The organism is Aestuariivirga litoralis (assembly GCF_015714715.1).
GTDB classification, from domain to species: domain Bacteria; phylum Pseudomonadota; class Alphaproteobacteria; order Rhizobiales; family Aestuariivirgaceae; genus Aestuariivirga; species Aestuariivirga litoralis_A.
Genome location: NZ_WAHS01000001.1, coordinates 1,746,764 through 1,770,240, shown reverse-complemented (window position 1 = coordinate 1,770,240; position 23,477 = coordinate 1,746,764). Strand labels below are relative to the sequence as shown.

The window sequence follows — 23,477 nt, the reverse complement described above, 5'->3', positions numbered from 1 at the left end:
CACAGTGACGTCAGGTGCGGCCCCGCGCAAGGGCTTCAGCGCCGATGCGTTCCGCCGTCTCTCCACCAAGCTTGCCGTGGCGCCTGAACCGCCTGCTGTTGTGGTACCGCCGCCTGCGCCAATTCCTCCAATTGTTGCCTCAAACAGCTTTCAACAGGCTCCAGTTGTTGCGCCACTGGCCGCGCAATCTGTGCATACTCCGCATGTAGAAGTTGATGCATTTCCGGCCCCAGAAATTGTCCCAGCGCCAGAGCCGGTGCGCTTCCGCAAGCCCGAAATCCCGCTCACCGAAGACCAATTGCGCAAAGCCGATCTGGCCCGCACGTTGATCGACATGATGGCTGCGTCCGGCGGCACCGGGCAGCCCCAGGAACGGGCGCTAGCTGCTGATACCCTGCTGGAACTGCAGCCCGATCTGCGTGGCCCCATTCTCGTCACCTTGGCGGAACGGGTGGCCATGATGGAAGCGCCACCTCCCGCCCTCGTCACCCGGCTTGCCATCAATGAAGACCTGAATGTCTCCGGCCCGCTGCTCGAAGAAGGCCAACAGGTCACCGATCAGGACTTGCTCGCCGTTATTGCCAAGGGCGCTGCCGACAAACTGCGTCTCATCGCCCGCCGCCGCCGGATTTCACGTGTGGTTTCCGAAGCCATCGCCTCCAGCGGCGATCCATCAGCGATGCTCACGCTGATCCGCAATCAGGGCGCAGAAATTTCCGGTGCTGGTTTTGAAGCGCTGATGCAAGCGGCCAAAAGCGATGCCGATTTGCTTGCGCCTTTGTGCACCAGGCAGGATCTGCCGGCCTATCTCGCACTCGAACTTTTCTGGACGGCACCCACGCAGTTGCGCCGCTACCTGATGAGCCGCTTCTTGGTGGACTCAGAAGCTTTGACCGCGATCCTCAAGATCAAGATGGACGCGGGCATCAGTTCCGCTGCCACTTTCCAGGCCCCTGACAAAGACAGCGTGATTGCATCTCTGGGTTCATTGATCGGCGAAAATCCATCAGCCGGATTTGAGACCGTGGCGCAATGCGCCCGCATCAGCCCGGCCACAGTGGCGCGAATCGCCGGTGACAAACAGGGCGAAGCGCTCGTTGCACTTTTCAAAGTGATGAGCATCGCGCGCAGTGAGGTCGCGGCATTGTTGCAAGAATTTTCATCGGGCGATCATCCCTTGCTGAACCCGGAACGAGATCTTGAAGAACTGCAGGCGATCTTCGATCAGCTCTCCTTTAACAAGGCCCGCTTCCTGATGACCTATTGGGACTGGTCTTCCGCCGCCATCGGCCCCTACGCCAAGAAACGCTGATTTTCTCCACGTTTCTTCGCCGTTAATACTTTATTTCCCAAAGACTCTTGCGGATCACGAATCGCAGATTCATAACAGCTTCAGGGCAAGCGGCAGGCGATTCGGGTTGGGGCGACACGGCAGACGATGAACGTATGGGACTCTTTCAGAGCGCAATTGGTTATTCCGGAGCACCGTCAGCTCTTTGAATATTGGCTCAGCGCTTGCGATGGGCGCACCATGCCCTGCCGCAGCGATATCAAACCTGCCGAAATTGCGAGGTTGCTTCCGGGTATCTCCCTGATCGATGTGGCCGAAGATATTCCCCAAAGCAAAGTGCGCCTCGCCGGAACCAAGCTGCGCGAAATCCATGACCGCGAAATCACCGGCCAAACCATTGATGCCCTGGATTGGGGTGACAAGCGCGACTATTGGCTGGCCGCTTACCGCCGCACAGTAGAAAAGACCGAGCCCACGCAAGGCGTGTTGAAAGGCCCGCGTTTCAACAAGGAACATCTGGTGCAATATTGGCTGCGCCTGCCGCTCACCTGCAATGGCGGCACGCATGCGGCGATGATCCTGGGCCATGATTATTTCGTGCCCGCAATGCCAACGCACAATCGCGAGCGCCGCATAGCCTGATTTCGGGTATGCTGTAAAAATTCCTATTGACGCTGCAAATACCTATCAGTATATATTTTCCTATAATAGGAGATATATGCGATGCGCGAATCCGAGACCATCTCAGCCGAAAGCCCCCTGTGGCGGCTCTATCACCGCAAGCACGGCAAGGGTTCTGGCTATATCAATGCCGAACAGCTCGCCGCCGGCGAGAAATTGCGCCAGGATTTTGAGCGCGCCCAATTGCAATGCCGCGTGGTCAGTTCCTATGCCGAAGCGTCAGGCTCTGGCGGCCGCCATTGGCAGGTGAGCGACAACGCAATCGAGAATATCAGCTTGGGCGCCATCGACGCGCGCGACCGTTTGCAGTCGGCCTTCGAGGCTGTGGGCCCTGAACTCTCCGGCATCCTCTATCAAGTCTGCTGTCTGGCCGCAGGCTTCGAAGCCGCTGAAGCCGTGCTCAATCTCCCCGTCCGCAGCGGCAAAGCAGTCATCGCCCTGGCCCTCACCAGACTGGCCCGCCACTACGGTTTCGTAAAACTCCACCGCCCCAAAAACCGCAGCCTGATTTCACACTGGGCCATGGACGACTACCGCCCGCAGATTATGCCGCGCGAGGAGTAACCGCGTTCAAGCAACAGCCGCAGCGTCTTCCTTGATGCGTTTCACCATCGAGGCCAATCCGTTCGAACGCTGTGGCGTCAAATGCTCTTTCAGCCCCAGCTTGGCGAATTCGCCGAGCGCATCATAGGTCACGATTTCCTTCGCCGTCAGCGGCGTGAACATGATGAAAACCAGCGCGATCAGACCCTTCACAATCAGCGCATCGCTGTCGCCCACCAGTTGCAGCATTTTGCCTTTGGGGCCATCGACCACAGTGGAATGAATCCACACCTGGCTGGCGCAGCCGGAAACTTTGGTGGCGGCGGTTTTCAAAGCCTCATCCATCGGGGGCAGGGCACGGCCCAGCTCGATCACGTGGCGGTACCGGTCTTCCCAGTCGTCCAGCAGTTCGAAATCGGAAGTCAGCTCTTCAATGCTTTGCATCAGCAGCACTTAATCAGGCGAGCGCTCGAAAACAACCGTCTGGCTATTCCTGCGTGCCCTTCAGCAGGTCCTCGATCGAGGCGGGCTTGGTGTCGTTGATCGTGGCGGTGCGCAAGGCAGGCACGCCGGATTTCGCATTTTTGACGGGCTTGGTCGAAGCGGGTTGGGCCGCTGGCTCATCATCGGTGCTCGCAACATCAGCCGCAGGCTGCGGAGTGGACCAGGCATAGGCCGCATGAACAAGATATTTCGCTTTTGACTCAGCGGCATAGGCCAAATATTGCCCGGCGACGCAGGCCCGGGGCTGGCGCTCACAGAAACCCTTGAGATCTGCCACTGTTCCGGCTGCGGCTTCAACGGCTGCGAATGTGGAGGATTGCAAAGACACATTGCCCGCGCCGCCCTGTTGGGCGTCGGGTGCAAAGGGAAGCGCATAAAGAATGCCTCCCAGCACGATGGCTTTGCGTATCAGTCCCATTTCAGGCGTTCAAAGTCCTTCTTTGCGAGGGGTTTAATGGCGCGAGGTGAAGCAAAAGCCTAAATCGGGGGAAGGGTGCCGGAAAATCATCCAGTTAGATTAGCCACATGTTAACTCGGCGCAGGCAGATTGGGCCCCAGTTGGTGGGGTTCCGGCGTGGCGCGCGTAAAAGACATTCTTGATGATGACGAGTGGCAGTTGAAGCCGCTCACCATTTTGCTGCAGGCCGGCGCTGCCGTCCTGAGCTTGATGATCATTTACAATGCGCTGGCCAAGCAGCCCGCCGCGGGCCGTGGCCTGCCCAATGCGCAAACAGCGGGTTCCAATCAGCCAGCAGCAGGCAACACGGTTGTTCTCAAATATAATCCGCTGATCGAAACCGCCCAGCGCACCATGACCGATCTCGGCCTCTATAAAGGCCCGGTGGATGGCGTAAACGGCTTGCGGACGCAGCAAGCGGTGCAGCTTTATCAACAGATGAATGGCATGTCGGCCGACGGCGTGATTTCAGATGAACTGGTAAACCAGATGAAGTTTGCCAAGCAAGTGCAGGCAGCCGCCAATTTCACCGGCTCCACGCATGAAGCGGTTGATCCTGTTGCGCCAAGGTCACCGATCATTTCAGCCACGCCGCCAGTATTGGTTCAGAAGCAAGCAGCCGCCGCGCCGTCGCAACAGCCCGGTGTGAAAAAAGTGCAGATCGCGCTGGCCGGTCTTGGCTATCAGATCAGCAAGCTGGATGGCCAGGTCAACGGCGAAACCCGCGCGGCCATCCTGAAATACGAAATGGACAACGGCCTCGACATGAATGGCGCTGTCGATAAGGCGCTGATGTCGGCCCTCAAAATCCAGGCCGACTAGTATCCCCATTGCGTCGGTAAAAAAAAACCGCCAGTCTCTCGACAAGCGGTTTCGAATTCTTTGAGTAAGCTCAGAGCTTACATGCTGCTCTGGCCACCGCCGAAACGCTTCGGCTTTTCGATCTTCTTGGGCGGAGGCAGCAGGCCTTCGCGCTGCAGCTTCTTGCGGGCCAGCTTGCGGGCGCGGCGCACGGCTTCAGCCTGTTCGCGGGCTTTCTTTTCCGACGGCTTTTCAAAAGCGCCACGGAGCTTCATTTCACGGAAAATGCCTTCGCGTTGCATCTTCTTCTTGAGGACCTTCAGGGCCTGATCGACATTGTTGTCACGAACGATAACTTGCAAGCGAACCTCTTAAAAATCGAGAATGTGAATTAAAAGGGCCCGCTGAGGGCCCGAAAGTGGTGGCGAGTTAACACAAAGAACTACCCCTGTCGAGGGGTAAGCGTGTTGAAATGCCCCATCTTGCGGCCCGGCCGCGCTTCGGCCTTACCGTAAAGATGCAGGCCGGTTTGCGGCCTAGCCGCCAGCCTGGGCCAGTCATGCGCCTCATCGCCAAGGAGATTTGTCATCATTACATCGGAATGGCGCTCGGGCGAGCCCAACGGCCAGCCTGCCACGGCGCGCATATGCTGCTCAAACTGGCTGATCACACAGGCATCCATGGTCCAATGGCCGGAATTATGGACGCGCGGCGCGATTTCGTTGACATAAAGCCCATCGCCCACAAACAGCTCAACCCCCATGATGCCAACATAATCAAGGGCTTCGGTCATCTTCTTCGCAATCGCCAAAGCTTCAGCCGCAATCGCCGGCGAAAGCGAGGCAGGCACGGTGGACGTATAAAGAATGTGGTTGCGGTGCACGTTTTCCACCGGATCATAAGCCGCAAAGGCCCCATCCGCGCCGCGCGCCGCGATGACCGAGATTTCCTTCTCGAAATTCACGAAGCTTTCGAGGATGGAGGGTTGGTCCTTCATCGCGGCCCATGCAGCCTCAATGTCGCCCGACGCCATGATCTTGGCCTGGCCCTTGCCGTCATATCCCAAGCGGGTGGTTTTGAGCACCGCGGGCAGGCCCACTTCCGACACAGCCTTTTTGAGATCAGCCGATGAGTTCACCGCGCGGAATTCCGCCGTGCGCGCGCCAAGCTGGCGGGCCAGGCTCTTTTCCTGCAGGCGGTCTTGCGCCACGCCCAGCGCCTTGGAGCCGGGCCGCACCGGCACCAGCTTTTCCAGAAACTGCACCGCTTCCACCGGTACATTTTCAAATTCATAAGTCACAGCTTGAACTTGGCTTGCAAAAGCCGCCAGCGCTTTTTCATCGCGGTAATCAGCAACACTATGCGCACCCGTCACCTGAAAGGCAGGGCTGTCAGCTTCCTGGGCATAGATGTGAGATTTCAGGCCAAGCCGCGCCGCCGCCAGCGCCAGCATGCGGGCCAATTGCCCGCCACCCAGAATGCCGATGGTGGAGCCCGGCGGCAAAGCCGGCATCAGGTCAAATCCTTGGGCTGCAGTGCCACGCCATCCGTCTGCCGCATGCGCCAGGCATCAAGCCGCAACGCCAGATCTTCATCCTGCAAGGCCAACACGGCTGCGGCCAAAAGAGCAGCATTCACCGCACCCGCCTTGCCGATCGCCAGCGTGCCCACCGGAATACCGGCTGGCATCTGCACGATGGAGAGCAGCGAATCCCACCCCGATAAAGCCTTTGATTCGACCGGCACGCCGAAGACAGGCAGTGGAGTCACTGCCGCTGTCATGCCCGGCAAATGTGCGGCACCACCGGCCCCGGCGATGATCACCTTGAAGCCTTCGGCCTTGGCGCCCTTAGCGAATTGGAACAGCCGCTCTGGCGTGCGGTGCGCTGAAACGATACGCGACTCAAAGGTCACATCCAGCGCCTTCAACGTATCGGCGGCGAATTTCATCGTCTCCCAGTCAGACTGGCTACCCATGATGATGGCGACGGTGGGGTTCACGATTTTTCCTTCAAGCGATAATATCGGGGATCAGCATGTTTTCGATCTGGGCAATCTGGTCTTTCAGCGAAAGCTTCAGTTTTTTCAAGCGCTGCAGTTGCAGGGGATCGGCCTTGCCCGTGTCGCCCAGTGCGTCGATTGCGGCATCAAGGTCACGGTGCTGCTGATAGAGATGTTGCAGCTTTGAGCGCAGCTGAACTTCCTGCAGCGTATCCATGGATGAATGCATTCCCCGCGTCTTTGAGATTCCCGTAGATTATCCCTATCGCAATTTTCTGTGGAAAGAAATCTTTTCGCCCGGAACCCGGTTGCGCATCAAGGGGATGCGCCAGCGATGAAAAAAATTTGGCTCAAACTTGATGATTCTGCATGGATTCCCAAGAAGCTTTTGATCGACAAGCAATCAATTCTATGTCATCATTCTGTTACGGTTTGATGCCGTCGTAGCTGAGTTTCAATGACCTCCCAGGAGATTGGAATGAGCCTCAAAAACCACCTCACTGAAATGATCGTCAAGCACCGGGCTTTGGAAAAAGAGCTCGCCGAAGCGGTTGCCTCTCCAGGCATTTCCGACTCAATCGTCGCTGACATCAAGCGCAGGAAACTGCGCGTCAAAGACGAAATCATGAAAATTGAAAAGGAAGTCCTGCAAGCCGCCTGATTGTTTCAGGCGGGTTGTATGAGATCCCAGCGGTTGCCGTAGAGATCCTCGAATACGGCAACCGTGCCATATGTTTCATGACGCGGGCTTTCCAGAAAGCGCACACCGGCTGAAATCATTTTGCCATGCAAAGTGGCAAAGTCGGTGCTGTGCAGGAAAAACGCCACCCTCCCGCCTGCGGCTTTGCCAATGGCTGAAACCTGTTGCTCTGTGACCGCTTTCGCCAGGAGGAATCGCGCGCCCGACTCACCCGCCGGCGCCATCACGACCCAGCGCTTGCCCTGGCCCTGGTCGCTGTCTTCGCGCAGTTCAAACCCCAAAGCGTCGCGAAACCAGGTGATGGCTTCGTCATAGTCACGCACAAGATAAGTGATGAGAGCGATGTGTTGCGGCATTCCGTCCGCTTAACCCAAATCCGCGGGCTTGCACACCTGTGTTGGACATTGCGTTCGCGGCTTCCTATATAGGCCTTGGTGATGCTGCCCGGTGCGTGTGAGACACTTAATTCCCAGGGCCTATAATCGATTTCTTAGGGAGCTGTCCCTGTGATGGACCGTGGTCTGTCGTAAACGGCGCCCACCTACGTGAGTAGGGACCAGGGATCGTATGTCTTGACGGCCCATGGTGGCTCACCACTTTCTCTCAAAAAAAAGCCTGCAAGGTTCTCAACCCTGCAGGCCTTTTTTGTAGAGGCAGAATTACATGTGCTTCATCATCGGCTTCATCATGTGGTGATGCATCATCATGTGCTTGTCCATCATCATCATGCAATGCTTCTTGCCGTGCATCATCGAGCACTTCTTCATCATCATCATGTGGTTTTTCGACATTTTCATCATCATGGCATCGGCGCTGCCGGCGAACGATGCTGCGCCTGCAGCAATGGTCAGCACGGCGGCCACGATCTTGACTGTGTTCTTCATGGGTAGTCCTCTCTCTGTTGCGGTTGTTTCAACCGTTCCAGGATTGGACGAGTGTTCGCCGTGAACGCCTACACACAAATGCGTCATGCACGCATTTGTGATCGGCCGTGATCATTTGGGGAAATGCTCGACATGCGTTTCGGCCGTGCGGCCGTAATAGACGGCTCTGCGTCCTGTAAATGAAACCTGATAGCCCGCACAACCTGCATTCATCACCCGCTTGCAAAAATCGCGGTAAGTGTAGCCGGGCACCACTTTCTGTGCGTCCTTGATCGCAGCTTTGATTGCGTCATCGTCAAATGCGGCGGCCACCGGGGCTGATGCGATCTCCATATCCAGCACCACGCTGTCGCCTTCCGTCAGGTAGTAAGTGGCCGAGAGGCGGCGGAAGTCCACGGCGTAACTTTCAAAGCCCGCTTGCATCAATGTCCCCACGATCTGCGGAAAGGTCATCGTTCCGTTCTCGGATCCAGCAAGGCAAGTCTTGGCAATCGCGATTTTTTCAGCGTTCATTTTGTCTCTCCAGTGTTATGAAATTCAGCTGAGCGGCACCGCTGTAGTGCCCAGCGTGGTGACGGTCTTTTTCAGCAAAGCCATCAACTGCTCTTTCTCGCGGGCCGAGAGATGCGAGAAGAATTCAAGCTCATTCTTGTCAGCCAATGCCGCGAGCTTTGGCACCAGGGCCGCACCTTTTGAAGTGAGCTTGAGCATTTGGGCGCGGCCATCCTCGGGATTATCCTCACGCGCAATATTGCCCTTCGCAATCATGCGGTCGGCCAGCTTGGTCACGCCGCCGCGGGTGAGTGACAATTCGGTGGCGATCTGGCTCGGTGGCTTGCGTGCAGCGGGATAGAGCAGGCGCATGAACGCCCATTCCGGCACGGAAACATCAAGGTTTTCTATCTTCTGGGCAAAACTGCCCGACACCTGGTTCGACACCTGCCGCAACCAGTAACCCATATGATCATAAAGTTCCGCAGCATCTTTCGGCATCGGCATTCCATTTGGTTGACATGGAAACTATGTGAATATAATTTCCTCGTCAACTATATTTGGAGCTTCCGAATTCTGCAGGGATGGTGACAGCTGAAACTCAGTCTTCGCCCAGCGTCTTGGCGAGGCCTTCCAGCCGCACGGCGGCACGGTCGAGATGCGTGGTCAGATTGGTCTCCAGGGTTTTCAGCTGGGTTTGAGCCAGGTTGCGGCCCTCGCGCAGTTTCGCCACTTGGTCTTCCAGGCTTTCGATTTTCTTCACCGCTTCGCTCAGGCGATCAGCCACCATCAGGCCGCTCATCACCAGCAGGCGAATATCGCCGATGGAACCCACATTCTGTTTGATCCGGCCCACTTCCGCATCGAGAAGCTGCGCCAGTTCGCGCAGATGCTCCTCTTCACCATCAGGGCACTGCATGGTGTAGGGGCGGTCAGCAACGGTGACGACAACATTCGCCATCCGCTCAAGCTCCGCTGTTGGAATGCAGCACGGAGCGGATGCGCCCCATTGCCGTGTCGATCTTGCCTGCGGCCTGCTTGGACGTGTCCACGAGCTCGGCTGCTTTTTTTTGCACGAGGTTCAACTGGTCAACCAATTTCGCCTGGTCGCGCTGTGCAGCATTTGCATTGGCGGCAAGCGCCTTGGTCTTGCGGCGCTCTTCGGCATACTTCACGGTGACGCTTTCGAACTGGCCCAGCGCCTTTTCGAATCGCGCAAAGGCAGCATCCAGCTTATTGATATCGCTCATATCTACATCCCAACTGATAGCCGCCTAGTCAGATGGCTGAATTTCCTTGTTACCACAAAAACTTGCCCCAGATAACTGATTCGTGACCTTCATAATACGGACTAAACCTCGGTCTGGATTGCCAGATTGACAGCACTTCCATGGCTGATATGGAGGGACATTCACGCCCGATCAAGCCATGATCCCGTCGCCACCAGGAGGCCCCATGTCCGACGCTGCTGTTGTTTCCCCCCGCCAGATGGCCAATGCCATCCGTGCCCTTTCGATGGATGCCGTCCAGAAGGCCAATAACGGCCATCCAGGCCTCCCCATGGGTGCTGCCGACGTGGCCACGGCACTGTTCAAGGATGTCCTCAAATTTGACGCCTCTGCCCCCCATTGGCCTGACCGTGACCGTTTCATTCTGTCCGCCGGCCATGGCTCCATGCTGCTGTATTCGCTGCTTCATCTCACCGGCTATGCCGATATGACCATCGAGCAGATCAAGAATTTCCGCGAATGGGGTTCGATCACCGCAGGCCACCCGGAATATGGCCATGCCACCGGCATTGAAACCACCACCGGCCCGCTGGGCCAGGGCATTGCCAATGCCGTGGGCTTCGCCCTTGCGGAGCGCCATCTCAACGCGCGCTTTGGTGATGATCTCGTCAACCACAAAACCTATGTGCTGGCGGGTGATGGCTGCCTGATGGAAGGCATCAGCCAGGAAGCCTTGGCCCTTGCCGGCCACCTCAAGCTCAAGAACCTCATTGTCATGTGGGATGACAATGGCATCACCATTGATGGCAAAGTGGGTCTTTCCGACAACACCGACCAACTTCAGCGTTTCGCAGCGTCGGGCTGGAATGTCTCGCGCGTTGACGGCATGGACCAGGCGGCCGTTCTGGGCGCATTGCAAGCCGCTCAAAATGCCGACAAGCCAACGATGATTGCCTGCAAGACCATCATCGGCTTTGGCGCTACCAACAAGCAGGGCACCAAGGGCGTTCATGGTTCGCCGCTGGGCGCCGACGAGATTGCGGTTGCCCGCAAGGTTCTGGATTGGGACGCGCCGCCCTTCGTCATTCCAGCCGAAATCATGAAGCCCTGGCGTGAAGCCGGCTCGCGCGGCAAATCGGCCCGCGAAGCCTGGGAAAAGCGTCTGGCTGCCTCGCCGATGAAGGCTGAATTCAACCGGGTGATGTCCGGCAAGCTTCCAGAAAATTTCAACGAAACCATTGCCACCTATAAAAAGGCGCTGGCCGCGAATCCTCCCGCTGCTGCCACCCGCAACTCGTCCCAGGATGCTTTGAACATCATCAATCCGGTGGTGGTGGAAGCCATCGGCGGCTCGGCTGATTTGACCGGCTCCAACAACACCAATTCCAAGGATATGAAAATCCTGGACTCTGCCAACTACGGCGAGCGCTATATCCACTTCGGCATTCGTGAACATGGCATGGCTGCGGCCATCAACGGCATGGCGCTGCATGGCGGTGTCATTCCTTACGGCGGCACCTTCTTCTGCTTCACGGATTATTGCCGTCCGTCCATCCGCCTCGCGGCTCTCATGGGCATCCGTTCCATCTTCGTGATGACCCATGATTCCATTGGCCTTGGCGCCGATGGCCCAACCCATCAGCCGGTTGAGCATCTGGCCTCATTGCGCGTGATGCCGAACCTCCTTGTTTTGCGTCCTTGCGATGCGGTGGAAACGGCGGAATGCTGGCAGATCGCACTCGAAAGCGAAAAGACGCCATCAATCCTGGTTCTGACCCGTCAAAAGGTCGCGGCGTCGCGCCTCGGCTATGCGGCCAAGAATCTCAGCGCACAGGGTGCTTACGAAATCGCACCTTCCGCCAAAAAGGCCAAGGCCGTCATTTTCGCGGCCGGTTCGGAAGTTGAAATCGCCATCGAAGCGAAAGCCCAGCTCGACAAGAAGGGTATTCCCACCCGCGTGGTATCCGTGCCGTCGATGGAGCTCTTCGAAAAGCAATCCAAGGCCACCAAGGCCAAGGTGCTGGGCGAAGAAAAGATCCGCATCGCCATCGAAGCTGGTGTGAAAACCGGCTGGGAAAAATTCATCGGCGACAAGGGCCACTTCATCGGCATGACCACCTTCGGCGCCTCAGCCCCCGCCGAAATCCTCTACGAAAAATTCGGCATCACCGCGAAGGCCGTGGTGAAGGCTGCGACAGCGAAGTAACTTCACCACCCGGTGAGGTCGCAAAAAGTTAAGCTTTGACGGGCGCGCGAGATGGAAATCTCCGTGCCCGCTCTACATTCCGCTCATGCTTGAATCCCGCCGCCAATACCAACTCGGCATCATCCTGATGCTCTGCTCCGTCACCGCATGGAGCACGGCGGGATTGTTCACGCGTTTTCTCACTGTCGATACATTCACCGTCATTTTCTGGCGCAGCGTCTTTGGCGCACTGGGGCTGCTCGTCGTAGTGGCATTCTCACGCGAAGGCTTGGGCGGCATGAAGCGCATCGGCAAACCGGGCTTTATCTATGCCGCCGTCACAGCGCTTTCGATGTTCTTTTATATCGGCGGCGTGATGAACACGACGATCGCCCATGCCGCGGTGATGACGGCGACTGTGCCCTTCATCGCTGCCTACATGGCGTGGATCTATCTGAAGGAAGTGCCGCGCCTCTTCTCCATCATCGCCAGCGCCGTGGCGCTGCTGGGCGTGGCTCTGATGATGGGCATCAGCACCGAAGGCCGCTTGCTCGGCGATGCACTCACCTTCGGCATGGCGATCCTGGTCGGCGTGATGATCATGATTACCCGCAAATTCACCTCCATTCCGCCGATGCCGGTGACGCTTCTCTCTGCCGTGCTCTGCACCCTGTCTGCGCTGCCCATGGCGCAGCTTTCCATCTCGTGGGAGCAGATGGGCGTGCTGGCGCTATTTGGCCTCACCAACCAGGTGATTGGTTTTGGCTTCTTCGCCATGGCCTCGCGCATTCTACCACCGCTGGAAACCGGCCTGATCACTGCGCTCGATGCACCACTGCAGCCGCTCTGGGTGTTCTTGGTCTTTGCCGAAACGCCGGGACAGGCCACTTTGCTGGGCGGCGGCCTCGTGCTCGTGTCCGTCTTTGCCAATATCCTGATGCAGAACCGCCGCATGGCCCGGGCGGCTTTGCTCGGCCCGGCTGTTTAGAAACCCGCATTCGGACTTGTAAGGCTTGCAATTTCGCCTTATTCGCTTGTGCAACGCACAATAACGGACAACGGAGACGGCGATGGCGAAGAAAGTAGCAAAGAAGAAGGCGGCAGCGCCTAAGAAAGCAGCCCCTAAGAAGGTAGCAGCGAAGAAGGCAAATCCGGCACCGAAGAAGGCCGCCAAGAAATCTGCCAAACCGGCAGCAGCTGCAGCACCTGTACGCGTGACACCGGCCCCTGAAGTGGCAGCGCCGATGGCTGCTGTTCCGCATGCGCCTGTGGCAACCGCTCCGGCCGCACAGCCCAAGGCCAAATCGTTTTTCGCCCGTTTGTTCGGCGCTTAATCACTCTGCTCCGGCGCGGTGGTTTTCCGCCGCGCCGCTGCCTGTTCCAATTTTTTTCTTTTCAGCGCTGCGTCAGCGATGTAGGCCCTCTTTCAAAATCTCTGAGAGGCTTCCATGCGGCTGAGCGACTGTCATAATTTTGCGGATTTCCGCCTGCTGGCCAAAAAGCGCCTGCCGGGCCCGATCTTCAATTATATCGACGGCGCGGCCGATGATGAAGTGACCTACCGCCGCAACACCAAGGCCTATGAGGATGTGGATCTCATTCCCAACATCCTGCGCGGCGTTGAAAAGATCGATACCTCAGTCACCGTCATGGGCCAGAAACTGGCGCTGCCCTTCTATTGCTCGCCCACTGCCTTGCAACGCCTGTTCCATCACGATGGCGAATTGGCGGTGGCCAAAGCCGCCACCAAATACGGCACCATGTTCGGCGTCTCCTCACTGGGCACCACCAGCCTCGAAGACGTGCGCAAGATCGGCGATGGCCCGCAGGCCTATCAATTCTATTTCCACAAGGACCGTGGCCTGAACCGCGCCATGATGCAGCGCGCCAAGGCCTCGGGCGTCAATGTCATGATGCTCACGGTGGACTCAATCACCGGCGGCAACCGCGAGCGCGACAAGCGCACCGGCTTTTCCATTCCTTTCAAACTGAATGCGCGCGGCATCGCGCAATTCGTGATGAAGCCAATGTGGGGCATCAATTATATGACCCACCCCGCCTTCTCGCTGCCGCAGCTGGATGAGCATGTGAAAATGGCCCCGGGTGCGATGTCAATCGGCGGCTATTTCACCGAAATGCTCGATCCCGCCATGACTTGGAAAGATGTCGAGGAAATGGTGGATGAATGGGGCGGGCATTTCTGCCTCAAGGGTGTGATGTCGGTTGAGGATGCCAAGCGCGCCCAGAAGATTGGTTGCACCGGCGTCATTCTCTCCAACCATGGCGGCCGCCAGCTCGACGGTTCGCGCACCTCGTTTGATCAGGTCGGCGCGGTGGTCGACGCAGTGGGTTCGAAGCTTGATGTGATTGTCGATGGCGGCGTGCAGCGCGGCACGCATGTGCTGAAGGCGCTGGCCATGGGGGCCAAGGCCGTAGGGTTAGGCCGGGCCTATCTCTTCCCATTGTCTGCCGCTGGCCAACCTGGCGTCGAGCGCGCGCTGGAGCTGATGAAGCTCGAGATCGAGCGCGACATGAAGCTGATGGGCGTGCGCTCGGTGGCTGAGCTCAGCCGCAAAAATTTGGCGTTCCGGAACAACGCCTAAATCCAAACGTTTTGAACCAACAGGAGTCTTCCATGCCCGCTTTCAGAACCCTTGATGATGTGAATGTGAAAGACAAGCGCGTGGTCATCCGCCTTGATCTCAATGTGCCAATGGAAAATGGCCATGTGACCGACACCACCCGCATTGACCGCGTGGTGCCCACGTTGAAAGAGCTTCTGGACAAGGGTGCAGCCGTCATCATCCTCGCGCATTTTGACCGGCCGAAGGGCAAGGTCGTGCCGGAAATGTCGTTGAAGCCCGTCGCCCCCGCGCTGCAAAAGGCTTTGGGCCACAAGGTCGAATTCGTCTTCACCGATTGGCAATCCGCCCCCAAGGTGGATGCCAAGCCGGGTGACGTGATCCTGATGGAAAACACCCGCTATCACGGCGGCGAAGAAAAGAATGATGCCGGCTTTGCCAAGATGCTGGGCGGCCTCGGCGACATTTTCGTCAATGATGCCTTCTCCGCCGCGCACCGCGCGCATTCCTCCACCGAAGGCATCGCCCATGTGATCCCGGCTTACGCAGGCCGCGCCATGCAGCAGGAACTGGATGCGCTGCAAGCCGCACTCGAAACCCCGAAGCGCCCGGTCATCGCCATTGTCGGTGGTGCCAAGGTGTCATCCAAGCTCGATCTGCTCGGCAATCTGATGAAGAAGGTCGAAGGCCTGATCATCGGCGGCGCCATGGCCAACACCTTCCTGTTCTCGCAGGGCAATGAAGTTGGAAAATCGCTGGTCGAGAAAGACCTCGCCGATACCGCGCGCAAGATTTCCGCCGATGCTGAAAAGCACAACTGCGCAATCATCCTGCCGGTGGATGCCATCGTCGCCCACAAATTCGAAGCCCATGCCCCCTCGCATGACTACGGCGTGGATGGGATTCCATCGGACGGCATGATGCTCGATGTCGGCCCCATGTCGGTGGACCGCGTGAAGGCCGCCATCGACGGCGCCCACACGCTGCTGTGGAACGGCCCCTTCGGTGCCTTCGAAATGCAGCCCTTCGATGCGGCCACCGTGGCCGTGGCTAAATATGCCGCCGAGCGGACCAAGGCCGGCAAGCTGATCAGCGTGGCCGGCGGCGGCGACACGGTAGCCGCGCTCAACCATGCCGGCGTGGCCGGAGACTTCACCTACATCTCCACCGCCGGCGGCGCCTTCCTCGAATGGCTGGAAGGCAAGGATCTGCCAGGTGTTGCCGCCCTGAAGAAGTGAACTGATATATTAGCGCACTAGCCTTGCAAAATTGAGGCTGGTCATACCAGGCGCGGGGATTTAACCCCGCGCCCCATGAGCACAGCCACAGCACCCAATACATCTGCACCCAAAGCCGCCGCCATGGGCGCTGCGCTTTCGATCTTGTTCTCTGCCGCCATATGCCACGGCATCAATGATACGATGCAGGCGGTGCTGCTCTCGGTCTATCCGATGCTGCATGAGAATTACGCGCTCAACTTTGCGCAGATCGGCATGATCACGCTGGTTTATCAAGTCACCGCCTCGATCCTGCAGCCGGTCTTCGGCACCTTCACTGATAAATACCCGCTGCCTTACGTTCTTCCGCTCGCACCCGCCTGCACGCTGATCGGCCTGCTGCTGCTGGCCGTCGCCGGCTCCTACACAACCATTCTCATTGCGGCCGCCCTGATCGGCATCGGCTCGTCGCTGTTCCACCCGGAAGCCTCGCGCGTTGCGCGTCTTTCTTCGGGTGGTCGTTTCGGCTTTGCGCAATCGATCTTCCAGATCGGCGGCAATGCCGGCTCGGCCATTGGCCCGTTGCTCACGGCCTTGATCGTTCTCCCGCGCGGCCAATGGGCCATCGCCTGGATCGCACCCTTGGCGGCCCTCGCAGTCATCCTGCTCAGCTATGTCGGCCGCTGGTATGCCGGCTGGCTGAAAGATCATACGCGTCAGGCTTCGATCAAGGCGCATTTGCGCAGCTTCCGCAAAGGCGAGGTAGTCTGGGCGTTGATCGTGCTGGTGATCCTGATGTTCTCCAAATTCATTTACCTGACCAGCCTGCAGGTGTTTTACACTTTTTACCTGATCGGCCATTTCGGCATCACCCAACAGGAAACCCAGCTTTATCTGTTCATCCTGCTGGCCGCGCAGGCGCTGGGCATCATCTTCGGTGGCTTCTTCACCGACCGTATCGGCACCAAGGCGATGATCTGGGTGTCGATCCTCGGAGCACTCCCCTTCGCACTGGCGCTGCCCTACACAAATCTGTTCTGGACGGTGGTGCTCACCGTGCCGATCGGTCTCATCATCTCCTCAGCCTTCTCAGCCATGGTGGTTTATGCGCAGGATCTGCTGCCCGGCCGCGTCGGCATGATCTCCGGCCTGTTCTTCGGTCTGGCCTTTGGCTTGGGCGGCATCGGCGCTGCGGCGCTGGGCGTGCTGGCCGACAAAACCAGCATCGATTTCGTCTTCAAGGTCTGCGCCTTCCTCCCCATTTTGGGCTTCTTCGCGCTGTTCCTTCCGAAAGGTGACAAAGCGCCCGCTGCTGCCTAAAAGCCGGGGCATGACAATGCCCCGACTCTTTCTTGTGGCACCCCAAGGTGCTGCCCCCGCTGATATTCTCGCCTGCGCCAAGGCCGCTTGCGCTGCCGCTGACTGCGCTTCCATCGTGCTGCACGAAGGTGCTACCGCTGATGAAGTGAAGGCACTCCAGGACCTCGGCCTCGCCGTATTGATCGCTGATGTGGAGCCGCGCGTCGTCTCGCATCTCAAGGCCGACGGCCTGCATGTCACTACATCCGAATTCAATCTTTTGGATTTGCGCATGTCGCTGCCCAAGGATGCCATGGTGGGCAAGGACTGCGGCACCTCGCGCCATGCCGCGATGGAAGCCTCAGAGCAGGGGGCCGACTATGTGGGCTTCCGCCAGAAGGCCCAGCTGCCGGATGATGATGAAGACAACAATGAGCCGCTGGTGGCCTGGTGGAATGAGCTTGCCGAAATTCCCGCCGTGCCGCTGGATCCGGTGACCGCTGAAGAGGCCGCCTTGCTGGCGCCCCAATCCGATTTCATTCGGCCTTCTGATGAGATGTGGCAGAATCCCGATTCTGCCACCCGCATCCTCAAGGGATTGAATGAAAAGCTGAAATGAAGCGCACCACCGCACTTCTCTTTTTAAGCCTCGTAGCGTCCGGCCCCAGCCTGGCCCAGGCCCCGCCGCCGGCCAGCTTTGAAGAGGCCATGACCCTCTATCAGGATGGCCGCTATGCCGATGCCAAGCCCATTGCTGATAACTGGGCCACCAAGGACGATCCGCGTGCCTATCTGATGCTCGGCACCATGGCGCAAAAGGGCCTCGGCGTCGAAGTTGATCTGAAACAGGCACAAATCTGGTTTGAGAAAGGTGCCGAAAAAGGCGATGTGGACTGCCAATTGGCGCTCGCCATGCTTTATCTCACTGGCACGGGCCAGAAGCCCAATGTGGATGATGGCGCACCTTGGCTGAAGAAAGCCGCTGAATCTGGCAATGTGAAAGCCCAGTATAATTTCGGGCTCTATTATACAGGTCTTTATGGCACACCACCCGATTGGGACAGTGCCGCCAAATGGTTCAAGGCCGCTGCCGACAAGGAAAGTGCGCGCGCGCAATATAATCTGGCACTGCTGTTTATTGACGGTAAGGGCGTGCCCAAGGATCAGCTGACAGCCGCCAATCTGTTTTCCAAAGCCGCAGTGCAGGGCATGCCGGAGGCCGCACTTGAATACGGCGTCATGGTGTTTCGCGGCGAAGGTGTTGCCAAGGATGAAGCTGTGGGTGCCAAATGGCTGCTGATCGCGGCCCAGCATGGCAACGCCGTCGCGCAGAACCGCCTGGCGCGTATCCTGGGCCTGGGCGTGCCCGGCGTGCCACAGGACCCCATTGAAGCGATGAAATGGAACTTCGTGGCCAAGAAAGCCGGCCGTGGCGATATCGAGCTGGATGCCGCCACTGAGAAGGCCGACCCTGGCATGGTCCTCGACGCCAAAGCCCGCGCCGAAGCCTTCAAGCCACTGCCCGACCGGACGCCGGACTAAACTAGCCATTTCGCGCTGGGGCTGCTAAAGCCCGCGCAGATTTTTGCACTATTCGAGAGAGTTTTCGCTTTGGCCACCACCCCTATCATGACCGTGATGATCGCTGCTGTGCGCAAGGCTGCGCGCAATGTGCAACGCGACTTCGGCGAAGTTTCCAGCCTGCAGGTTTCCGTCAAGGGCCCGGCGGATTTCGTCACGAATTCCGACAAGAAGGCTGAAAAAGTCCTGCGTGAGGAATTGGGCAAGGCCCGGCCAACCTATGGTTTCCTGGGCGAGGAAGAGGCCGAGACCAAGGGCAGCGACCCCGATCACCGCTTCATCATCGATCCCATCGATGGCACATTCAACTTCATGCATGCGCTGCCGTTCTTTGCATTGACCATCGCACTGGAACGCAAGGGCGAGATCATCGCCGGTGTCACTTACAACCCCATCCATGACGAGCTGTTCCACGCCGAAAAAGGCTCGGGCGCCTTCGTGAACAACAAGCGCATGCGCGTTGGGGCGCGGCGTGAATTGTCGGAAAGCTTGCTGTTCTGCGGCCTGCCCAACCGGGCTGCCAAAACCCATGACTTGCAACGCAAGGAAATGGCCTTGATGCAAACCAAGACGGCCGGCATCCGTGCCTTGGGTTCCACAGCGCTTGATCTGGCTTACACGGCGATGGGCCGCCTCGATGGTGGCTGGACGCATGGTCTCAAGCCCTGGGACATGGCGGCGGGTCTTCTGTTCGTCAAAGAGAGCGGTGGCTTTGTGGCGGGCCTCGGAGGTGAGGACAACCCGCTCCACACCGGCGGCTATATGTGCGGCAATGCTGACCTTCTGCCCCAGATCAAGGCCGCACTGGCTGAGGCCAAGACGCTATAATTCCTGCTGGGATTTCTTCATCTCTTTGATCGCGTCGCTCAGGCCACCGATGAAGGGATCAATGGCAATCGCCTCTTTCATTGCCTCCAGCGCATCTGCATCACGGCCCAGGGCGCGCAGGCACGCGCCCTTGCCGGAGAGCGCGCCAAAGTGCCTGGGCTCAAGCTCCAGCACCTTTTCAATATCCGATAGCGATTCTGAGAAACGCCCCACCACGAAATAAAGCGTGGCGCGCCGGTTCCACGCCTCGGAAAATTCCGGATGCTGCTGGATCAGATGATCGAGAATGGTCTCTGCCGACTTGAAATTCTTCATCTGCATTGCCAGTGTCGCAATGGTAAGCTCATGCACCGCGTCATCCGTGCTGTTGCTGGCCCAAATCATACGAATCTCGGTCTCGGCCTGCTGGGCTTCGTTGGGATCTTTGGTTCTTTGTAATGTACCAAAGAACAGGTCGAGCTTTCGCGCATATTCAGGGTGCGGCGATCCTGGCGCTTCTGCAAAAGCGGGGCTCAACAGGGCCAAAACGAAAACCAGTTTGACGAAGATTTTCATGTTAAAAAATTAGCAAGAAGGGTCAACAGACGCAGCTCACGATTTCGTGTTCAACGTCGGTTGCCGCCACACACGACTGATCCCGTCGCCACCAGTTCATGCATTAGGGCCAGCATGGCCGAGCCCGACATGGCAAAGGGATCGAGTCTGGTCGTCGCGGAATATTTAAGCAAAAGTGCAGGATTGACCTGGTCGGTCGCAATCTCTCCCATCGACCACCCTTCAAATTCTCGGTGTGCAATTTCTTCGAATGCAAACAGAGTCACGCCTGAGTGCCGCTTGTCCTGGACAATGGTGTTGTAGAGCTGGCTGACCTGCGGACGTCCACCCTCGAGAACCTGTATGAATGCATCGCCCGCGGAAATCAGAACCCCTGTAATTCCAAGCTTCCCATTGTTCTTGCGTGAGGCGTCTAGAATGGCCTTGCGCGCAGCGGCGGGATTAGTCTTGGTCATGCGGCTTGCATAGAGGCAACGGACGATCATCATTCTTTCCTCGGAATAAGGGACAGGAACTCACGTCGCAAACTGGTGTTTTTCAGGAAGGATCCACGCATCACACTATTCATCATGAGCGAGTCAGATTCCTTTACGCCACGCCAATGCATGCAGAAATGATCCGCCTGCATGACAATGGCAAGGCCATCCGGTTTGACAAGATCCATGAACAAGTCGGCAATTTGAGTAATGGCTTCTTCCTGGATCTGCGGACGAGAGAGAATCCAGTCCACCAGCCGGACATATTTGGACAAGCCAATCAGATTTGAGTGCTGGTTGGGCATGAGCCCTACCCACACTTTGCCAATGATGGGGCAGAAATGGTGCGAGCACGCACTGCGGACCGTGATCGGACCCACGATCATCAGCTCATTCAGGCTGGCTGCGTTTGGAAACTCGGTTACGGGGGGCGCCTTATGGAAGCGCCCCTTGAAAACCTCATTGACATACATCTTGGCGATGCGGCGTGCGGTACCTTTGGTGTTATGATCATTCTCGACGTCAATGACCAAACTCTCCAGCACACCCTGCATTTTGGATGCGACCTCCTCCAAAAGCTGATCGTGTTCATCCTGAGAGATAAAATCTGCGATGTTGTCGTTGGCGAAGTAACGCCGGCCCGCTTTCAGAAGCCTCTGCCGGATACGTTCCGAAACGGGCGTCTTGCTGGATTGTATGTTTTTCGCCATTACATGAGGATAGCAGGGAACTTTTGGGCCGGGATAGGGATATTTTTATTCGGATGACCTGATCCCGTCACACATGTTATCCGTAACCCCCACATGCGCAAGTTCGTATCTTCATTAGTTACAGCCCTTTTTATTTTGACTGGCGTTTACACCGTGCAAGCTACCGATCAGTCTGTTTTTGATTTCACTCTGCCAGGTTTGGACGGCAAGCCTTTGCCACTCGAACAATTCAGGGGCCGCGCTGTGCTTCTGGTGAACACCGCGTCGGAATGTGGTTACACCCCGCAATATGATGGTCTTGAGAAATTATGGGAACAGTACAAGGCGCGGGGCCTTGTGGTCATCGGCGTCCCCTCCAATGATTTTGGTGGGCAGGAGCCCGGCAAATCGGAAGAGATCGCGCAATTCTGCCGCAAGAATTTCGGCGTCACTTTCCCGCTTGCCGATAAATCTGTGGTCAGCGGTGCTGAAGCCATTCCCGTATACAAATGGGCGGCAAACCATGCGGGGTTTATGGGCAAGCCGCGCTGGAATTTTCATAAATATCTTTTCGACAAACAGGGTAAATTTGTCGAATGGTTCGCATCCACAACCGAACCAGACAGCACAAAGATCACCAATGCAGTCGCTACCGTTCTGGGCGAATAAACCGTGATGCCCCGCCTCCCGGAGGAGGCAGGGCACAGGCCAAGTCAGAGGACAGTTTTCACGGTCAACCCAGGCTCGGCGAACGGCCGGTAAGTACGGTCTTACTGGCCCGAACGGCCACGACCCACATTGTCGTTCAGGTAGCAATCCTGACCCGTCATCTGCAGGGATTCATTGAACGAGCAGCTGGCCTGGCCACCATTGTTCCAGCCATTTTCCGAAGCATTTGCAGCGATCGGTGAAACAGCGATGGAAGCAGCGAGGAGGCCCGAGGCCAAAGCAATCTTGATAATGTTCATGGTAGTTCTCCGTAGGTAATTGCGCTGGCGCGACATTGCGTCGGCGTACAGCTAATAGACGGATGAGCGAGCCAAATGTTCCGCTGAAAATTGCAGTTTCCGATCACGTGGGCGTGATGTAATTCTTGGGGCAGGACTGTGGCTAAGCTTTTGATGAAAATCAAAGCAGATGGACGTTTCTCAGGCGCTTTCGAACACCGATGAAACTAAATTTAACAAATGTGATCCGGAATAAAGCGTGAAACGTAGTAACAGCGCTGTGACTTAGGCCACTGCGCGGGCCAGCGCACACTGCTTCCACAAGGCATTCAGCGACACTAACAGATGCGCAATATCTTCCGCCGCATGGCAGGGCTGCGGCGTGATGCGCAGGCGCTCTTTGCCACGTGCCACAGTGGGATAGTTGATCGGCTGGATATAGATGCCGTCATGCTCCAGCAGATAGTCACTGATCCATTTGCACTTCGCCGCATCACCCACCATCACTGGCACGATGTGGCTGGGATTGGGCAAAGTCGGAATGCCCATACGGTCGAGGCCGGCGCGCACTTCAGCAACACGCGCCACCAAAGCTTCACGTTCAGCTTGGCTGGATTTCAAATGTTGAATGGCGGCACACGCACCCGCAGCAACAGCAGGTGGCAAAGCCGATGAGAAAATGAATCCGGAGGCGAAGCTGCGCACATAATCGATCAGAGCCGCACTGCCGGTAATATAGCCGCCCACCACGCCGTAAGCCTTGGCTAATGTGCCTTCGATCACATCGATGCGGTCCATCAGCCCCAGCTTCTCCGCCAGTCCGCCCCCGCGCGGCCCATAAAGACCCACGCCATGCACTTCATCCAGATAGGTCATCGCGCCATAGCGCTCGGCCAGGGCCACGATCTCGGCAATCTTGCCGAAATCGCCATCCATTGAATAAACCGATTCAAAGGCGATGATGATCGAGCGCTTGCCCGCATGTTGTTTGAGATGGCTTTCAAGCTCGGCCATGTCATTATGCTTGAAGATGATCTTCTCGGCTTTCGAATGGCGGATGCCTTCGATCATCGAAGCATGGTTGCCGGCATCAGAAAGCACCAGCGCATCCGGCAGGCCGGAAGCCAGCGTGGACAGAGTTGTCCAGTTCGACATGTAGCCAGAATTGAACAGTAGCGCTGCTTCCTTGCCATGCAGGTCTGCCAGCTCTTGCTCCAGCAGCACATGATAATGATTGGTGCCGGAAATATTGCGCGTGCCGCCGGCGCCCGCACCACAGGCATCCAGCGCTTCATGCATGGCTGCCAGCACCTTCGGGTGCTGCCCCATGCCCAAATAATCATTCGAGCACCAGACGGTCACCGGCTTCTGCACGCCGTCCACATGGCGCGTGGCGCGCGGGAACTGCCCTGCATGGCGTTCCAGATCCATGAAAACGCGGTAACGGCCTTCCTTCTTCAGGCCGTCCAGTTTCTCATTGAAAAATGCATCGAAGGTCATAATTGGCCTTTTCGTCCCCGCGTGATCCGCCGTCC

General features: G+C 57.5%; 32 protein-coding genes and 1 other RNA gene. 16 read left to right on the top strand and 17 right to left on the bottom strand.

Annotation, left to right across the window (positions count from 1 at the left end):
- Positions 1 to 4: 4 nt before the first annotated feature.
- From F8B91_RS09055 to F8B91_RS09045, 3 genes are all read left to right on the top strand, one after another.
- On the top strand, positions 5 to 1,312 hold the full coding sequence (locus F8B91_RS09055) for a DUF2336 domain-containing protein (protein ID WP_196503383.1): 1,308 nt from the start codon (positions 5 to 7) through the stop codon (positions 1,310 to 1,312).
- Positions 1,313 to 1,438: 126 nt separating this feature from the next.
- The gene (locus F8B91_RS09050; protein ID WP_196503382.1) at positions 1,439 to 1,933 is read left to right on the top strand and encodes a PAS domain-containing protein; all 495 of its coding nucleotides are present in this window, start codon (positions 1,439 to 1,441) and stop codon (positions 1,931 to 1,933) included.
- Between the two features lie 81 nt (positions 1,934 to 2,014).
- A complete protein-coding gene (locus F8B91_RS09045) occupies positions 2,015 to 2,536 on the top strand; it encodes a DUF6456 domain-containing protein (protein ID WP_196503381.1) in 522 nt (173 codons plus the stop codon).
- A gap of 6 nt (positions 2,537 to 2,542) precedes the next feature.
- On the opposite strand, the gene F8B91_RS09040 is transcribed toward F8B91_RS09045, so the two are convergent.
- Positions 2,543 to 2,959, bottom strand: a complete 417-nt coding sequence (locus tag F8B91_RS09040; RefSeq protein ID WP_196503380.1) for a SufE family protein — start codon at positions 2,957 to 2,959, stop codon at positions 2,543 to 2,545.
- 43 nt (positions 2,960 to 3,002) lie between these two features.
- Positions 3,003 to 3,437 carry a DUF5330 domain-containing protein gene (locus F8B91_RS09035; RefSeq protein WP_196503379.1) on the bottom strand — a complete coding sequence of 145 codons (435 nt, stop codon included), beginning with the start codon at positions 3,435 to 3,437 and terminating at the stop codon, positions 3,003 to 3,005.
- Positions 3,438 to 3,593: 156 nt separating this feature from the next.
- Between F8B91_RS09035 and F8B91_RS09030 the strand changes: the two genes are divergently transcribed.
- Entirely contained in the window at positions 3,594 to 4,298 is a 705-nt protein-coding gene (locus tag F8B91_RS09030) for a peptidoglycan-binding protein (protein ID WP_196503378.1), read from the top strand.
- 77 nt (positions 4,299 to 4,375) lie between these two features.
- Here the strand turns inward: F8B91_RS09030 and rpsU are convergent, their stop codons facing one another.
- The 4 genes from rpsU to F8B91_RS09010 all read right to left on the bottom strand — a co-directional run bounded on the left by rpsU (position 4,376) and on the right by F8B91_RS09010 (position 6,507).
- Entirely contained in the window at positions 4,376 to 4,639 is a 264-nt protein-coding gene (gene rpsU, locus F8B91_RS09025) for a 30S ribosomal protein S21 (RefSeq protein ID WP_196503377.1), read from the bottom strand.
- Positions 4,640 to 4,719: 80 nt separating this feature from the next.
- Positions 4,720 to 5,790, bottom strand: coding sequence for a 5-(carboxyamino)imidazole ribonucleotide synthase (locus F8B91_RS09020; RefSeq protein WP_196503376.1), 1,071 nt, complete (start codon positions 5,788 to 5,790; stop codon positions 4,720 to 4,722).
- On the bottom strand, positions 5,790 to 6,254 hold the full coding sequence (purE, locus tag F8B91_RS09015) for a 5-(carboxyamino)imidazole ribonucleotide mutase (protein WP_196503950.1): 465 nt from the start codon (positions 6,252 to 6,254) through the stop codon (positions 5,790 to 5,792). The genes F8B91_RS09020 and purE overlap by 1 nt, the downstream gene beginning before the upstream one ends.
- A gap of 34 nt (positions 6,255 to 6,288) precedes the next feature.
- Positions 6,289 to 6,507, bottom strand: a complete 219-nt coding sequence (locus tag F8B91_RS09010; RefSeq protein ID WP_246715000.1) for a YdcH family protein — start codon at positions 6,505 to 6,507, stop codon at positions 6,289 to 6,291.
- A gap of 249 nt (positions 6,508 to 6,756) precedes the next feature.
- Here F8B91_RS09010 and F8B91_RS09005 point away from each other — a divergent pair, with 249 nt between their 5' ends.
- Positions 6,757 to 6,939, top strand: a complete 183-nt coding sequence (locus tag F8B91_RS09005; RefSeq protein WP_196503375.1) for a YdcH family protein — start codon at positions 6,757 to 6,759, stop codon at positions 6,937 to 6,939.
- 5 nt (positions 6,940 to 6,944) lie between these two features.
- On the opposite strand, the gene F8B91_RS09000 is transcribed toward F8B91_RS09005, so the two are convergent.
- Positions 6,945 to 7,334 (bottom strand): VOC family protein, encoded by a 390-nt coding sequence (locus F8B91_RS09000; protein ID WP_196503374.1) that lies wholly within the window; start codon positions 7,332 to 7,334, stop codon positions 6,945 to 6,947.
- Between the two features lie 78 nt (positions 7,335 to 7,412).
- Between F8B91_RS09000 and ssrS the strand changes: the two genes are divergently transcribed.
- Positions 7,413 to 7,574: non-coding RNA, 6S RNA (ssrS, locus tag F8B91_RS08995), on the top strand.
- A 63-nt stretch (positions 7,575 to 7,637) separates the two neighbouring features.
- Here the strand turns inward: ssrS and F8B91_RS08990 are convergent.
- The 5 genes from F8B91_RS08990 to F8B91_RS08970 all read right to left on the bottom strand — a co-directional run bounded on the left by F8B91_RS08990 (position 7,638) and on the right by F8B91_RS08970 (position 9,604).
- Positions 7,638 to 7,862: a hypothetical protein gene (locus F8B91_RS08990; RefSeq protein ID WP_196503373.1), complete on the bottom strand. Its 225-nt coding sequence runs from the start codon at positions 7,860 to 7,862 to the stop codon at positions 7,638 to 7,640.
- A gap of 111 nt (positions 7,863 to 7,973) precedes the next feature.
- Complete coding sequence (locus tag F8B91_RS08985; RefSeq protein ID WP_196503372.1) at positions 7,974 to 8,375, bottom strand: DUF1398 domain-containing protein; 402 nt, start codon at positions 8,373 to 8,375, stop codon at positions 7,974 to 7,976.
- A gap of 24 nt (positions 8,376 to 8,399) precedes the next feature.
- Positions 8,400 to 8,855 carry a MarR family winged helix-turn-helix transcriptional regulator gene (locus F8B91_RS08980; protein ID WP_196503371.1) on the bottom strand — a complete coding sequence of 152 codons (456 nt, stop codon included), beginning with the start codon at positions 8,853 to 8,855 and terminating at the stop codon, positions 8,400 to 8,402.
- Positions 8,856 to 8,955: 100 nt separating this feature from the next.
- Entirely contained in the window at positions 8,956 to 9,315 is a 360-nt protein-coding gene (locus F8B91_RS08975) for a cell division protein ZapA (protein WP_196503370.1), read from the bottom strand.
- Positions 9,316 to 9,319: 4 nt separating this feature from the next.
- Entirely contained in the window at positions 9,320 to 9,604 is a 285-nt protein-coding gene (locus F8B91_RS08970) for a DUF4164 family protein (protein ID WP_196503369.1), read from the bottom strand.
- A gap of 205 nt (positions 9,605 to 9,809) precedes the next feature.
- On the opposite strand from F8B91_RS08970, the gene tkt reads away from it, so the two are divergent.
- The 9 genes from tkt to F8B91_RS08925 all read left to right on the top strand — a co-directional run bounded on the left by tkt (position 9,810) and on the right by F8B91_RS08925 (position 19,275).
- Positions 9,810 to 11,789 carry a transketolase gene (gene tkt, locus F8B91_RS08965; RefSeq protein ID WP_196503368.1) on the top strand — a complete coding sequence of 660 codons (1,980 nt, stop codon included), beginning with the start codon at positions 9,810 to 9,812 and terminating at the stop codon, positions 11,787 to 11,789.
- A gap of 85 nt (positions 11,790 to 11,874) precedes the next feature.
- Positions 11,875 to 12,756 (top strand): DMT family transporter, encoded by an 882-nt coding sequence (locus F8B91_RS08960; protein WP_196503367.1) that lies wholly within the window; start codon positions 11,875 to 11,877, stop codon positions 12,754 to 12,756.
- Positions 12,757 to 12,838: 82 nt separating this feature from the next.
- Entirely contained in the window at positions 12,839 to 13,102 is a 264-nt protein-coding gene (locus F8B91_RS08955) for a hypothetical protein (protein ID WP_196503366.1), read from the top strand.
- A gap of 114 nt (positions 13,103 to 13,216) precedes the next feature.
- A complete protein-coding gene (locus F8B91_RS08950) occupies positions 13,217 to 14,371 on the top strand; it encodes an alpha-hydroxy acid oxidase (protein ID WP_196503365.1) in 1,155 nt (384 codons plus the stop codon).
- 32 nt (positions 14,372 to 14,403) lie between these two features.
- Positions 14,404 to 15,588 (top strand): phosphoglycerate kinase, encoded by a 1,185-nt coding sequence (locus F8B91_RS08945; protein ID WP_196503364.1) that lies wholly within the window; start codon positions 14,404 to 14,406, stop codon positions 15,586 to 15,588.
- A 75-nt stretch (positions 15,589 to 15,663) separates the two neighbouring features.
- Positions 15,664 to 16,887: an MFS transporter gene (locus F8B91_RS08940; protein ID WP_196503363.1), complete on the top strand. Its 1,224-nt coding sequence runs from the start codon at positions 15,664 to 15,666 to the stop codon at positions 16,885 to 16,887.
- A gap of 16 nt (positions 16,888 to 16,903) precedes the next feature.
- Complete coding sequence (locus F8B91_RS08935) at positions 16,904 to 17,485, top strand: thiamine phosphate synthase (RefSeq protein ID WP_196503362.1); 582 nt, start codon at positions 16,904 to 16,906, stop codon at positions 17,483 to 17,485.
- The gene (locus tag F8B91_RS08930) at positions 17,482 to 18,408 is read left to right on the top strand and encodes a tetratricopeptide repeat protein (protein ID WP_196503361.1); all 927 of its coding nucleotides are present in this window, start codon (positions 17,482 to 17,484) and stop codon (positions 18,406 to 18,408) included. The genes F8B91_RS08935 and F8B91_RS08930 overlap by 4 nt, the downstream gene beginning before the upstream one ends.
- A gap of 69 nt (positions 18,409 to 18,477) precedes the next feature.
- A complete protein-coding gene (locus tag F8B91_RS08925; RefSeq protein ID WP_196503360.1) occupies positions 18,478 to 19,275 on the top strand; it encodes an inositol monophosphatase family protein in 798 nt (265 codons plus the stop codon).
- On the opposite strand, the gene F8B91_RS08920 is transcribed toward F8B91_RS08925, so the two are convergent.
- The 3 genes from F8B91_RS08920 to folE are packed head-to-tail and all read right to left on the bottom strand — an operon-like array spanning position 19,270 to position 21,016.
- Positions 19,270 to 19,830, bottom strand: a complete 561-nt coding sequence (locus F8B91_RS08920) for a tetratricopeptide repeat protein (protein ID WP_196503359.1) — start codon at positions 19,828 to 19,830, stop codon at positions 19,270 to 19,272. The genes F8B91_RS08925 and F8B91_RS08920 overlap by 6 nt on opposite strands.
- Positions 19,831 to 19,880: 50 nt before the next feature.
- Positions 19,881 to 20,318 (bottom strand): BLUF domain-containing protein, encoded by a 438-nt coding sequence (locus tag F8B91_RS08915; RefSeq protein ID WP_210324347.1) that lies wholly within the window; start codon positions 20,316 to 20,318, stop codon positions 19,881 to 19,883.
- Complete coding sequence (gene folE, locus F8B91_RS08910; RefSeq protein ID WP_196503357.1) at positions 20,315 to 21,016, bottom strand: GTP cyclohydrolase I; 702 nt, start codon at positions 21,014 to 21,016, stop codon at positions 20,315 to 20,317. Before folE ends, F8B91_RS08915 begins: the two co-directional genes overlap by 4 nt.
- A 93-nt stretch (positions 21,017 to 21,109) precedes the next feature.
- Here folE and F8B91_RS08905 point away from each other — a divergent pair, with 93 nt between their 5' ends.
- Positions 21,110 to 21,664, top strand: a complete 555-nt coding sequence (locus F8B91_RS08905) for a glutathione peroxidase (protein ID WP_196503356.1) — start codon at positions 21,110 to 21,112, stop codon at positions 21,662 to 21,664.
- 101 nt (positions 21,665 to 21,765) lie between these two features.
- On the opposite strand, the gene F8B91_RS08900 is transcribed toward F8B91_RS08905, so the two are convergent.
- Positions 21,766 to 21,963, bottom strand: coding sequence for a hypothetical protein (locus F8B91_RS08900; protein ID WP_196503355.1), 198 nt, complete (start codon positions 21,961 to 21,963; stop codon positions 21,766 to 21,768).
- Positions 21,964 to 22,227: 264 nt separating this feature from the next.
- Positions 22,228 to 23,442, bottom strand: coding sequence for a 5-aminolevulinate synthase (gene hemA / locus F8B91_RS08895; protein ID WP_196503354.1), 1,215 nt, complete (start codon positions 23,440 to 23,442; stop codon positions 22,228 to 22,230).
- Positions 23,443 to 23,477 lie beyond the last annotated feature (35 nt).